10 protein-coding genes are annotated in these 12,592 nt (G+C 71.8%); all 10 read right to left on the minus strand.

Features of this window, described 5'->3' with window-relative positions; all coding sequences use genetic code 11:
- Positions 1 to 38 precede the first annotated feature (38 nt).
- Positions 39 to 890 carry a fumarylacetoacetate hydrolase family protein gene (locus tag AB852_RS25560; RefSeq protein WP_073792546.1) on the minus strand — a complete coding sequence of 284 codons (852 nt, stop codon included), beginning with the start codon at positions 888 to 890 and terminating at the stop codon, positions 39 to 41.
- A gap of 150 nt (positions 891 to 1,040) precedes the next feature.
- Entirely contained in the window at positions 1,041 to 2,075 is a 1,035-nt protein-coding gene (locus AB852_RS25565) for a hydroxyacid dehydrogenase (RefSeq protein ID WP_073792547.1), read from the minus strand.
- Positions 2,059 to 3,087, minus strand: a complete 1,029-nt coding sequence (locus AB852_RS25570; RefSeq protein ID WP_073792548.1) for a dihydrodipicolinate synthase family protein — start codon at positions 3,085 to 3,087, stop codon at positions 2,059 to 2,061. Before AB852_RS25570 ends, AB852_RS25565 begins: the two co-directional genes overlap by 17 nt.
- A 48-nt stretch (positions 3,088 to 3,135) precedes the next feature.
- Complete coding sequence (locus tag AB852_RS25575) at positions 3,136 to 4,164, minus strand: NAD-dependent epimerase/dehydratase family protein (protein ID WP_073792719.1); 1,029 nt, start codon at positions 4,162 to 4,164, stop codon at positions 3,136 to 3,138.
- Between the two features lie 41 nt (positions 4,165 to 4,205).
- A complete protein-coding gene (locus AB852_RS25580) occupies positions 4,206 to 5,153 on the minus strand; it encodes a carbohydrate ABC transporter permease (protein ID WP_073792549.1) in 948 nt (315 codons plus the stop codon).
- 2 nt (positions 5,154 to 5,155) lie between these two features.
- Entirely contained in the window at positions 5,156 to 6,061 is a 906-nt protein-coding gene (locus AB852_RS25585) for a carbohydrate ABC transporter permease (protein WP_073792550.1), read from the minus strand.
- A gap of 225 nt (positions 6,062 to 6,286) precedes the next feature.
- Entirely contained in the window at positions 6,287 to 7,561 is a 1,275-nt protein-coding gene (locus tag AB852_RS25590) for an extracellular solute-binding protein (protein WP_079184914.1), read from the minus strand.
- A 137-nt stretch (positions 7,562 to 7,698) separates the two neighbouring features.
- Positions 7,699 to 8,955, minus strand: coding sequence for a Gfo/Idh/MocA family protein (locus AB852_RS25595; protein ID WP_073792552.1), 1,257 nt, complete (start codon positions 8,953 to 8,955; stop codon positions 7,699 to 7,701).
- A gap of 74 nt (positions 8,956 to 9,029) precedes the next feature.
- Positions 9,030 to 11,174, minus strand: coding sequence for a peptidase C14 (locus AB852_RS25600; protein ID WP_178391114.1), 2,145 nt, complete (start codon positions 11,172 to 11,174; stop codon positions 9,030 to 9,032).
- 511 nt (positions 11,175 to 11,685) lie between these two features.
- Positions 11,686 to 12,528 carry an IclR family transcriptional regulator gene (locus AB852_RS25605; RefSeq protein ID WP_073792553.1) on the minus strand — a complete coding sequence of 281 codons (843 nt, stop codon included), beginning with the start codon at positions 12,526 to 12,528 and terminating at the stop codon, positions 11,686 to 11,688.
- Between the last annotated feature and the right edge of the window lie 64 nt (positions 12,529 to 12,592).

Genomic DNA, 12,592 nt, shown 5'->3' on the forward strand with positions numbered 1-12,592 from the left:
GAGCGCCCCGGGTCCCGCCCTCCGCGGCATCGGCGGCCCTACGCGGGACGCAACTCGCTGCGCTGCCGCCCCAGTCCGGAGATGTCCATCTCCATCACATCGCCCGCACCGAGGTACGGGAACCGTCCGGACAGCGCGACGCCCTCCGGTGTGCCCGTGTTGATCAGGTCACCGGGCTCCAGGACCAGGTACTGCGACAGATGGTGGACGATCCGGGCCACCGAGAAGATCATGTCGGAGGTCTTCGAGTCCTGCCGGGGCTCGCCGTTCACCCAGGACCGCAGCCGCAGTCCTTGCGGATCGCCCACCTCGTCGGCGGTCACCAGCACCGGACCCAGCGGGTTGAAGGTGGCGCACGACTTGCCCTTGGACCACTGCCCGCCCGACACGTCCAGCTGGAAGGACCGCTCCGACACGTCGTTGGTCACCGCGTACCCGGCGACATGGGCCAGCGCCTCCTCGGGCGAGGCCAGATAGGAGGCGCGCCGGCCGATGACCACCGCCAGCTCCACCTCCCAGTCCGTCCGCAGCGAACCGCGCGGGATCAGCACGTCGTCGTACGGTCCGACGACCGTGTTCGGGGACTTGTAGAAGAGGATCGGCTGCTCGGGCGGCCGGGCCCCGGATTCGGCGGCGTGCGCCGCGTAGTTCTGCCCGACGCACAGCACCGCCGAGGGCCGGGCGATCGGCGCCCCGATCCGGCGGCCGTGGATCTCGGTCTGGGGCAGCTGTGCGGGCACCGCCGGGACGAGCGACGGATCGTCGAGGAGCCGGTTCAGGAACGCGCCGTCGATATCGGCGGTGAGGGGGGACAGATCGTAGTAGTGGCCGTTGGGGGCGGCGAGGACCGGGCTCTCATGGCCGGGTTCGCCGACGCGCATCAGACGCATGACGGGGATCTCCGAAGGTCGTGTCACAGGCGGACGAGTCGGGGAGGGGCGGGGGAATCGGATCAAGTGGGGCGTGCCGCGGACCGGAACGGGGCGGGGCGTGTGCGGCGAACGAGGTGCGGACCGCCCCTGGGAACGGTCCCACGGGGTTCAGTGCAGCCGGGCCAGGGCCCGTGCGCTCACCGCGTGCAGTGGCGGCTTTCCGTCGAGCAGCCGCAGCACCTCGTCGGCGGCGCTCGCCCCCATCCGCAGTCGGCACTCGACGGTACCCGCCGCCTGATGGGGAGTCAGCAGGACGTTGGGCAGGGCACGCAGCGGATGCCCGACCGGCAGCGGCTCGGCGTCGAAGACGTCGATCGCCGCGTCCAGCCGGCCCGAGCGCACCTCGGCGAGCAGGGCGTCCTCGTCCACCAGCCAGGAGCGGGCCGTGTTCACCAGGCCCGCGCCGTCCGGCATCAGCGCCAGTCGCCGCGCGCCCAGCAGATGCCGGGTCTCCTCCGTCGCCGGGGCGTGCACCGCCACGATCCGGCTGCGCTCCAACAGCTCCTCCAACGGCAGCAGCCGGACGCCGAGCTTCTCGGCGTCCGCCGCGTCCAGATACGGGTCGGCCACCGACACCCGGGCGCCCACGGCACGCGCCAGCGCGATGTACGCCCGGCCCGTACGGGACGCCCCGATCACCCCGATCCCGCTGCCGTGCACCTCGTGCCGGGGCGGCGCAGCGCTCGCGGTGTCCCAGTCGGCGCCGGTCCGCAGCGCGTGGTCGAAGCGGTGCACCCGGTGCAGCAGGGACAGGGTGAACGCCAGCGCGACCTCGGCGACCGGCCGCGCCATCGCGTCCCCGGCCTGGGTGACCCGCACCCCCCGCCGGAACACCTCCTCCGTGACGTACGGCGCGACCGCGGAACCGGTGTGGGCGACCAGTGCCAGCCGGTCCGCGACATCGAGCAGCCCCGCGTCCACCCGGGGGCTGCCCCAGGACGTGATCAGCGCTCGGGCCCCCGGGAGCGCGGCGGCCAGCGCGTCCCGGTCGGTGTGGCCGTCGAGGACGACCGGTTCGGTACGCGCCGCGAGCCGGTCCCAGACCGCCGGGGAGAACAACTGCGCGCGCAGCGGCGGCGGGACGCTCACCACGACCCGGGGGCGACCGGCGCCCCCGGCCGGTGGCTCAGCGGAGCCAGTCATCGAGGTGCTCCTTCACGAAGTCGTCGTCCGTCAGCCACGGGTACGCGGCCGCCACCCGGGTCAGCTCCTCGGTCTGTCCGGGCGAGAGCGCCGACTCCGGGTCGAGGCACCAGGTGCCCGCGAGCAGCCCCTGGCGGCGCAGCACCTCGTGCACCCCGGCGATGCAGCCACGGAACCCACCGCGTACGTCGAACACGGCCTGGTTGGCGTCCGTGAGCTCCGGCCGCCGGGCCAGACAGCGCACCATGGCCTCGTGGTCACCGGCGCGTGCCCGGCGGACGTCCGCCAGCAGGGTGACGGCCGCCCGGGTCCACACCGCCCACTGTCCGAGCAGTCCGCCCGCGAACCAGCGCCGTCCGCCCGGGGTGTCGTAGCAGGTGAGCAGGTCCCCGATGATGTCGTCGTCGTTGCCGGTGTACAGGGCGACCTCGTCGGCGCGGTCCGAGGCGGCCACCGCCCGGATCACATCGGCGGTGCGGTACCGGTCGAACGGGGCGGTCTTCACGGCGACCGTGGACGGCAGGTCCGCGAACGCCGACCAGAACGCGGGCGACAGATACCGGCCGCCGACCGCCTCCTGGAGGTAGAACCCGATGACGGGCAGTACCTCGCCGACCGCGCGGGCCCGGTCGATGAGTCCCTTCTCGTCCGCGCCCGGCACGGCCGGGCTCAGCAGCACCGCGTCATAGCCGAGCGACGCGGCCAGCTCCGCCTCGGCGACGGCCTGCGCGGTGTACCCGCAGGCTCCGGCGACCTTGACGAAGGGCCGGTCGGCCTCCGCCCGCAGGGTGTCCGCGGCGAGTTCGAGCACCGGCCGCAGCAGCCCGACACCCGGCTCCCGGATCTCGAACTGGGTGGTGTGCACGGCGACGGCGACCCCACCGGCGCCGGACGCCAGGTAGTAGCGGGTGAGGGCACGCTGACGGCGCTCGTCGAGGGTCGTTCCGGCGGTGAGCGCCAGCGGGTGGGCCGGTATCACCGCGCCCTGGGCGAGGATTTCCAAGGGGTTCATGGCAGTGGCTTTCCGTGGGGGAGAAGGGCGGGACGGATACCGCGGGCGTCAGAACCTGCCGTCGCGGACCTGGTACTTGGTGGGCTTGCCGGACACCGGCAGTCCGCGCCGCAGCCAGTCGGCCTGCCAGGCGACCAGGGTGCCCAGGGAGACGTCCGGGTACCCGAACAGCCGGTGGCAGCGGCTCGCGTCGGACAGCAGCGCGGTCGGGGACTCCTCACCCGCGAACCGCGGCTCCGTACCGAACTCGGCGCCGAACAGCCCGGCCAGCCGCCGGACGGACGCGGTCTCCGGACCGGTCAGATTGAGGGTGAACGCGTCACCGCCGGTGGCGTGCGCCAGGGACCGCAGGGTCACCTCGTTCGCGTAGCCCTGCCAGACGACGTTGACCGCCCCGGTGCGCACGTCGACGGACTCGCCCGCCCGCACCCGCCCGGCGATGTCCGCGAGCACGCCGTACCGCAGGTCCACCGCGTAGTTGAGCCGGATCAGGGCGACCGGGGTGCCCCGGGTCAGCGCCGCGTGGGCGAAGATCCGCTCCCGGCCCAGGCACGACATGGCGTACTCACCGACCGGGCCCACCGGGTCGTCCTCCGCGCAGCCGCCCGAGGCGACCGGGACCAGCGGGTAGACATTGCCGGTGGAGAACGCGGCGATCCGCGCTTGCGGCCAGCGCCGTACCACCCGGTCGGGCATCGCCGCGTTCACCGCCCACGCGTGGGAGGGCGCCCCGGCGGAGCCGAACTTGGCGCCGACCATGAAGACGACGTTCGCCGCGTCGGGCAGTGCCGACAGTTCGGCCGCCGGGTCCATCAGGTCGAACGCGACGGTCCGTACCCCGTCGGCCTCCAGCGCCTCGGCCGCCGCCCGGTCCGACCAGCGCGACACCGCGTACACGGTGGTGTCCCCGCGTCCGGCGGCGTCCAGCGCGCGGCGCGCCAGCCGGCACAGGCTCGGGCCCATCTTGCCGCCCGCGCCGAGCACCAGCAGATCGCCGTCCAGCCGGGCCAGATCCGCGACGAGGGCGGGGGAGGGGGTGGCCAGGCGCTCCTCCAGCGCCGCCTCGTTCGTGAACATCTCTTCCGGTCCCTTCGGTGTGCGCTGGCCCATCCGCTGACTCATCCCTTGATCCCGGACGCGGTGACGCCCTCGGTGAAGTAGCGCTGGCCCACCAGATACGCGGCGAAGATGGGCACGAACGCGATGACGGAGCCCGACAGGACCACGTTCAGCGGCACGTTCTGCTGCTGGAGCGAGGCGATGCCCACCGTCAGGGTCCGCATGTCGGTCGACTGTCCGACGACCAGCGGCCACAGGAAGTCGTTCCAGTGCCACAGGAAGACGAACACCCCGAGCGTGGCGAGGATCGGCTTCAGCAGCGGCAGCACGATCCGGCGGAAGATCTGCCACTCGCCGCAGCCGTCGAGCCGCGCCGCCTCGAACAGCTCGTCGGGCAGCCCCTTGATGAACTGCCGCATCAGGAACACCGCCTGCGCGTTGGCGAGGGTCGGCACGATCAGACCCCAGTACGTGTCCACCCCGCCCAGCTTCGCGATCATCGCGAAGGTCGGGATCATCGTGACGTGGTACGGGACCATCACCATCGACAGGAACGACCAGAACATCGCCTCCCGTCCGGGGAACCGCTTCTTCGCGAAGGCGTACCCGGCGAGCGAGGCCAGCAGCAGCGTCCCCACCACCGACACCAGCGAGTACACCAGCGTGTTGAACAGCCAGCGCGGAACGTCCTGCGCGTTCATCACGCTGTCGTACGCCTCACCGGTCAGCGGCCAGGGCACCAGGCTGCCGGGGAACTCCACGGCGGCGGACGGCTTCAGCGACAGTACGACCATCGCGTAGAACGGGAAGATCGTCACGATCGCGGCGAGCCCCAGCAGCACACCCCGGGCGATCCGGCCGCGCCGGGTGCCGCGCATCGCGTGCGGTACGGAGTCGCGCTCGGCGTCCCGGCGCAGCTTGCGCTCCGCCCGCCGGTCCCGGGGCACCGGAGCGGGCCGCGCGGGCCCGTCGGCGGAGGGGGACTCGACCGGTGTGGTGGTCGTCATGGTCACTGGTCCTTCCCGATCACGAGCCGCTGCACGAACGCGACCACCAGGGTCAGCACGAACAGCGCGACCCCGATGGCGGCCGCGTAGCCCAGGTCGAAGTACTTGAAGCCCGCGTCGTAGAGCTGGAAGACGAGCGTGTAGCTCGCGTTGGCGGGTCCGCCGCCGGTCATGGTGTACACGGCGTCGAACACCTGGAACGACGCGGTGGTCTCGATCACCGCGAGGAAGAACAGCGTCGGCTTGAGCTGCGGCAGGACGATGTACCGGAACCGCTGCCAGGGACCGGCGCCGTCGGTGAGCGCCGCCTCCTCCAGCTCCCGGGGGATGTCCTGCATCCGGGCCAGCAGGATCAGCATCCCGTAGCCGAAGCGGGACCAGACACCGACGAGCGCGAGGGCCGGGATGACGAGGACGTCGTCGGAGAGCCAGGAGCCCTCCGGGAAGCCGAACCAGCCCATCAGCGTCGACCAGGGACCGCCGGTGGAGAAGATCCACACGAACACGGTCGCGGCGAGCACCAGCGAGGTGACGACCGGCAGGAAGAACACCGACCGGAACACCTTGGAGCCCCGGAACGCGCGCCGCGTCAGCAGCGACAGCGCCACCGACACGACCAGCGTGCCGGGTACCGCGATGACCGTGTACAGCACGGTCACCCTGAGGGCCTGCCAGAACAGCGGGTCCTCCCACAGCCGGGCGAAGTTGTCGAAGCCGATGAACCGGCCGCCGCCGGTCAGGGAGTAGTCGGTGAAGCTCATCAGCACACCGGCGACACCCGGACCGAACCGGAAGGCCAGGAAGAGCAGGAAGCACGGGAGGACGAACAGCAGGCCGATCCGGGCCTCGCGGCGCGCCAGCGGCCCGCTGAGACGGCCCCGACGGGCGCGTTCCGCGACGACTGCCACGGTGAATCTCCTTGCGGTGCGGGGGAGGGGAGGTCAGGGAGGAGGGAGCGGACCCGGCAGGGCGGGTCCGGCGGTCACGGTCGTGTCGTCGGGCGGCGGGCCCCGGCCGGGTCGCGGAGAAAAGCACCGGGCGGGACCTGCGGCCCGTGACGCCCGGGAGGGGCTGCCCGGAGGGCGGGCACCCGGGCGCCGACGGCTGCCCGGCCACCGGGCCGGGCAGCCGGATCACCGCGCGAGCATCGCGTCCGCGGCCTTCGCCGCCGCGTTCAGCGCGTCCTCGGGGCTCTTCTGTCCGAGCAGCGCCGCCTGGATCTCCGGGGCCAGGACGCCCATGACCTCACGGGACTTCTCGTGGAGCGGGCCCGCCGTCATGCTCGGCAGGGTGTCGCCGACGGCCTTCTGGAGCGCGTCACCGGGGTACAGGTCACCGCCGGACCTCCGCGCCGGGAAGTATCCGGACTCCTTCTCCAGACCGGCCGCGTTCTTCGCCTCGGCCACGAAGCTGATCCAGTCCCCGGCGGCCTTCTTACCGGCGCCCTTCAGCATCGACAGCGCCCCGACCGTGCCGTAGCCGACGGACTCCGTGTCCTTCAGCGGCGGCTGGACGACGATGTTCTCCTTGCCCCAGAACGGCTCCACATCGGAGGCCACGTTCTGCCAGGTGCAGGCGACCTTGCCCTTGGCGACGGGCGTCTGCTCCAGCTTCGGCGTCGTCGTCACCAGGTCCTTGTTGGTGTGACCGGCGTCGACCAGCTTCTTCAGGAACGTCAGCGCCTTCACCCCGGCCGCTTCGCCGAACGCAGTCTTCTTGCCGTCCTCGGTGAACACATCACCGCCCGCCTGCCACAGCAGCGGGTAGAACGTCATGTTGAGGGTCTGCTGGGCGTCACCGCTGTAGCTGGTCGCGTAGTAGCCCTTCTCCTTCAGCTTCGGGGCCAGCGCCTCCAGATCCGCCCAGGTGCTCGGGTAGCTCTTCTCCCCGATCGCTTCGAAGACACGCTTGTCGCAGATCAGCGGGTTGGCACTGGTGAGCACCGGGGTGCCGAGTGCCTTGCCGTCCACGGTCACCGACTCCAGCGCGAAGTCGGTGTAGTCCGCCTTGGCGTCGGCCGGCATGTACTCGTCGGCGGGAACGATGTTCTTGGCGTACTTCGGCAGCTGGTCGGGCACCAGGTACACCACGTCCGGGCCCTTGCCGGACGCGATCGCCGTGGCGAGCGCGGTGTCGCGGTTGGCCCACGGGAACGTCTCGACCTTCACCGAGGTCCCGGAGTGCTTCTTCTCGAACTCCTTGACCAGACCGTCCCAGTACGCCTTGTTCTTCGCCTCGTCGAAGATCACGGGGTACGTCCACATGGTGACGGACTTCTCGTCGCCGCCGCTGTCACCGCCGCAGGCGGCGAGCAGCGTGGTGGCCAGCGCGGTCGCCACCACCGGCACGGCGGCGGCACGCGTTCTGCCCCGGCGGGACGAGGCACGGGACGAAGAGGAACGGGACATGAGGGTCGCCTCCGAAGGCTGCTGATCGTCGTGAAGAGAAGAAAGGGAGCGAAGAGAAGGGGAAGCTCAGGGGGAAGGGGAAGCTGAGGGGGGGGAGATCGGGGGGCGCGCGCCGGGTGATCCGGCGCACGGACGGGTCAGTGGGCCGGCACCTTCTGCACGGTCCCGGTGTGGCGGGCCCGCTCCGCCGCGAACGCCGCGAGATGACTGCCGAGCGACGCCGCCGTACCGGACCGCACGGCACCCGGGTCCCCGGTGGCGACGGCCCGTACGAACGCCTCGACCAGCGCGGGATCACCGCCCCCGTGCCCGTCGGCCGCGTTGGACCCGCCGGCGCCCAGCTCGTGCGTGACGGTGTCCCCGGTACGGAAGTCCTGGACGGTCACCCGCTCACCGTCGCCGCGCAGCCAGCCGTGCGAGCCGAAGATCCTGGTCTGCCGGTGGGTCTGCTCGGTGAACGCCACCATCTGGAACGTCGCGGTCACCCCGCCCGACATCCGCATGGCCAGCGCCTGGTGGTCGACCACGTCGTTGTCCGAGCGGTACACGCACACCCCGTACGGGCCCTCGCGCAGCGCCTCGACAAGACCGGCCTCGTCGGCCGCCTCCGTCACATGGGTGACCGGCCACACCGCGCCCCGCTCCCGCAGCGTCGGCATGTACAGCTTCAGCGCGCTGTACGGACAGCCCGCCTCCACCGCGCAGTCCAGACAGCGCTCGGCCGACCCCTCGGGAGCGTTCTCCGGACGGAAGTGCGCGAGTCCCCCGAAACTCGCGACCTCCTCGATCCGGCCGCCCATCACATACGTGATCCAGTCCAGGTCGTGGCACGACTTCGCCAGCAGCATCGGCGACGACGTCTTCTCACTGCTCCACGGCCCACGGACATAGCTGTGGGCGTAGTGCCACCACCCGACCGGCTCCAGATGGTCGACGGACACGAGCTGCCCGAGCACCCCCGAGTCCACGACCCGCTTCACCAGATCCGTGTACGGCTGGTACCGCATCACATGGCAGACCGCGAACAGCACCCCCGCCTCCCGCACCCCCTCCACGAGGGTGCGGGTCTCCTCCTCGGTCGGGGCGAGGGGCTTCTCGGCGAGGATCGCGTACCCGGCCCGGGCCAGCGCGAGCACCGGCTCGACATGGTCACGGTCCTGGGTGGCGACGATCACGGCGTCCGCGATCCGTTCCCCGGCTAGCGGACGCCAGTCGTCGAACTCGACCGGCGCGCCCGCCGCGGCACGCGCCGCCGGACGGGGATCGGCGACCGCGACGAGCTCGGCCCGTTCGGGGTGCGCCTTGATCCACTCAAGGTAGGTGAGACCGCGATTGCCGGCGCCGACGAGGGCGACGCGCACCGGCCGGCCGGTGATCGGGGGATGCGTGGACACAGGTGTTCCCTGGGAGTTCGCTGGGGCGTGCGGGGCTTGTGCGGGGCCCGGCTCATGGGCGGGCCGGTGGCCGGTCAGAGGCGCAGATTGCCGGTGCCGTGCGAGACACGCGGGCCCTCGTCGGGCAGCGCGGTGCGCTCGGTGCCGTCCTCCACGCACCCGGTGTGCAGCAGATGACCGCCGTCCCCGAACGCGGCGGGCCGCAGTTCGAGACGTCCGCCGGTGAAGGAACAGCCGTGCGCGCGATAGCGGTTGGCGCCCTCGGTGACCAGGACATGCGCGGTGCCGTCCGGGGCGGAGGAGTCGAGTCCGCCGAGCCGCCAGTCGACGGTCCGCCCACCACCCGAGCGGGACAGCAGCGCGGCGTCCTTGTTGGTGCCGGTCAGCCGTGTGCCGTCGACCCGCAGCGTCTGGTCCCCGGCCCCGGTCAGCCGTACCCCGGTGTCGGTGAGCTGGCCGCCCTCGACACGCACCTCGCCATGGGCGTACGTGGCCGGGGCCGCGTCCGGCGCGCCGGTCAGCTCGCAGTGGTCCAGGGTGAGCGGGCCGGTGCCCTTGAAGGCCGCTCCGCCGATCCCGGTGAGGGTGACCCGCTCCAGGGTCAGCGGCGCGGAGACATCGGCCTTGGTGATCTCGGCTCCGGCGGCGAACGCGAACGACGAGTCGGCGATGACATTGGGCCGCGCCGACCGCTTGGACGCCTGGGAGACGATCAGCGGTCCGGTGGCCGTGCAGCCGCGCATCTGGACGCCGTCCGCGTTGACCCAGAGCATCCCCGAACCGGCGAGCGACTTCTTGCCGATGACGGTGACGTCCTCCAGCGTCAGATCAGTGACCTTGACCCGGGCGACGAACCAGGAGCAGGAGTGCCGCCGTACGGTGATCCGCTTGGCGGCCCCGCCCCACGCGGCACCGGAGTTGGCGAAGGTCATCAGCCCGGAGTTGCCGGTGTACACGAGGTCGTGCTCGTACTGGCCATGGGTGACGAACGGTCCCTGGTCGTCGCCGTCGCTGTGGCAGTTGGTGACATAGCAGTAGGCGCTGCCTGTGAAGTCGTTGAGGTGCCGGGCGTTGGAGACGTAGCAGTCCTCGACATGCCCGTACAGGCAGTAGATCTGCTGGGTGAGGTAGCCCGCGCCGCCGTACGTCACCGACTTCGGGTTGGTGAGGGTGCAGCGGTCGGTGCGGAAGTAGGTGCACCAGCGGCGCATCACGACCGGCCAGAAGGTGCCCGTCGCCTCGATGCCGGAGACATCGCAGCGCACCGCGTACTCGTAGGAGACGGGGTGGGTGCCGGTGTACTGGTCGTCGCCCGCGCCCTCGAACCGCAGATCGCGCACATGGGCGCGTTCCACGGGCTCGACCCGGGTCCAGGTGAGGGTACGGCCCGCGGCGAGGTCCCAGCCGATGCGGTAGTTCACCCGGATACGGGAGCCGTCCACGATCTCCGTGACCTGGACGAGCCGCTGGACCTCGCGCTCCCATCTGCCGGTGAGCGCGTTGACCTCGACGGCCCACCACTGCCCGACCTCGAAGCCCGCCGAGTCCCCGACCTCGAAGAGGTCCGAGAGATCCGGCATCGCCTCGGTGAGCCGATGGGTGCGGGGCTCGTCCGTGACGGTGCCGCGGAAGGCGAGGGTGGCGCCGAAGGGGTTGTCGTGGGTGTTCTTGTCGGTGCCGTGGGTGTGGAGGGTGTTGCCGTGGAAGTCGAGTTCGATACGGGAGCGGGTGAAGGTGTGGCGTCTGCGCAGGAGGAGGTCGGTGTGGGCCTCGACGCGGTGGACGGTGGGGTCGTTCATCATGGCGTCGAGCGCGTCGTCGGCGGGTGTGTCAGCGTCGAAATGGCCGAAGGTGCGGAAGTCGAGGACGCCGTGGTGGAGCTGGTGCCAGCGCCCGGGTCCGGGCTTCCTGGTGTCGGGGGCGATGACGGTGCCGCCGTTGTGCGCGGCGGTGGACCGGGCATCCCAGCGGGCCGTGAACGACCCGCCGTCCCCCGCCCGCCGGTACCCCGCCACGACCACCACCGTGCCCTCCCGCACCGACCTCCCACCCAGCCCACGCAACTCCCCGACATCGGAGACCCGCAGGGTCGCGTCCTTGGCGGACCGGGCCTGGGCGGGAGCGGTGGCGGCGGCCGTGCCCGCGAGGGCGAGACCGGCGACGCCGGAGGCGCGCAGCAGATGACGGCGGGCGGTGCTCGGGTGTTGCGGAACGCTCATCGCGGACTTCGCCTTCCGAGAGGTGACCGGGAAACCGGGCGGGAGGGGAGCGGTCCTGCGGATGACTGCCATGACGGCGGATGGCTCGAAAGAGCTGCCCCTGAGCAGAGCTCAGCGGGGTTCCCGGACGGATGGGCAGGGCCCGGGAAGGGATACATCGGGATGACACGCCGGTGACGGGAGAATGTCCCGGCGGATGGCAGGAACGTACGTGGCCGTTCCATGGAAGGTCAAGAGCTGGATCACGACGAATTCCCGGGGACCGGACTTCCCCGTTCCCCCGGGACCCGGACCTTCCCGGCCGGCCGACGGCCGCGCACCCGGCAGCGGCGACCGGCTTCCCGTTCCCGGGGACCCGGACCTTCCGGGCCGCTCGACGGCCGCGCACCCGGAACGGGGACCGGGCTCCCCGCCCCCGGGGACCCGGACCTTCCCGGCCGCCCCGCGTACGCGGAACAGGGGACCGGAACACCGCCCTCCGATCCCCGTCGCACGGTCCGTGCCCGTGTGTTCAGCCCCGAGGGGCCCCCGGCGCCGTGTCCCCGGCCTGGTCGGGGGCGGCCCACCCCAGTGCCTCGCTGATCCGCTGGGCCGCGTCCCGCACCTGGCCGCCCAGCTCCTGATAACGCCAGGCGGGCAGACCGAGCTTGAGCCCGGTGATGCTGATGGCGCCGACGCACATGTCCCGGTCGTCACGGACGGGCGCGCCGATGCACAGGATTCCCTCGGCGTCCTCCTCGTCGTCCAGCGCGTAGCCGACCCGGTCGATGTCCCGCAGATGCGCGAGGAAGGTCGCCGGGTCGGTGATGGTCCGCGGGGTGCGGCGGGGCAGCCCGTGCCGTTCGATCACGGCCGCGGCCTCCGCCTCGGGCAGCGCCGACAGCAGGGCCTTGCCCAGCCCGGTGCAGTGGGGGAGTTCGCGCTGCCCCATCCGCAGGTCCAGGCGCACCCGGTGGTCCAGCTCGACCTGGTCGACCACGACCGCGTGCCCGTCCTCGGGCACCGCGAGCCGTGACGCCATGCCCGTCGTACGGCTCAGATCGCGCAGCACCGGGTGGGCGACCCCGCGCAGGGACACCTGGGAACGGGCCCGGTCACCGAGGCGGGAGAGCCCCATGCCCAGCCGGTAGCGGCGGTTCATGCCCTCGCCGTCGTCGGAGACGAGGCCGTAGGCGCGAAGCGTCTGAAGGGTGCCGAACGCCGCGCTCTTGGAGATCCCGCAGATCTGTGCCACCTCCGTGACGCTCAGTCCGCTGCCGGGCGCCGGGGTGGCGAGGACTTCGAGGATGTCCGCTGCCCTGGCGACGCTCTTGACCCAGTACTTCGGGTCCTCCTGAACAGCTCTGTTCGTCATGACCGAACAGTTTAGTCATATCGAGCGGGTCTACCGCCCCGAAAGGGGTTGACCGGCGGGAGGG

The organism is Streptomyces uncialis (genome assembly GCF_001905345.1).
In the GTDB taxonomy this organism is placed as follows: domain Bacteria; phylum Actinomycetota; class Actinomycetes; order Streptomycetales; family Streptomycetaceae; genus Streptomyces; species Streptomyces uncialis.

Excerpts from the sequence above, each read along its gene's own strand:
- AB852_RS25560 (WP_073792546.1), bottom strand. The coding sequence starts at position 890 with ATGCGTCTGATGCGCGTCGGCGAACCCGGCCATGAGAGCCCGGTCCTC.
- AB852_RS25565 (WP_073792547.1), bottom strand. The coding sequence starts at position 2,075 with ATGACTGGCTCCGCTGAGCCACCGGCCGGGGGCGCCGGTCGCCCCCGG.
- AB852_RS25570 (WP_073792548.1), bottom strand. The coding sequence starts at position 3,087 with ATGAACCCCTTGGAAATCCTCGCCCAGGGCGCGGTGATACCGGCCCAC.
- AB852_RS25575 (WP_073792719.1), bottom strand. The coding sequence starts at position 4,164 with ATGTTCACGAACGAGGCGGCGCTGGAGGAGCGCCTGGCCACCCCCTCC.
- AB852_RS25580 (WP_073792549.1), bottom strand. The coding sequence starts at position 5,153 with ATGACGACCACCACACCGGTCGAGTCCCCCTCCGCCGACGGGCCCGCG.
- AB852_RS25590 (WP_079184914.1), bottom strand. The coding sequence starts at position 7,561 with ATGTCCCGTTCCTCTTCGTCCCGTGCCTCGTCCCGCCGGGGCAGAACG.
- AB852_RS25600 (WP_178391114.1), bottom strand. The coding sequence starts at position 11,174 with ATGAGCGTTCCGCAACACCCGAGCACCGCCCGCCGTCATCTGCTGCGC.
- AB852_RS25605 (WP_073792553.1), bottom strand. The coding sequence starts at position 12,528 with ATGACGAACAGAGCTGTTCAGGAGGACCCGAAGTACTGGGTCAAGAGC.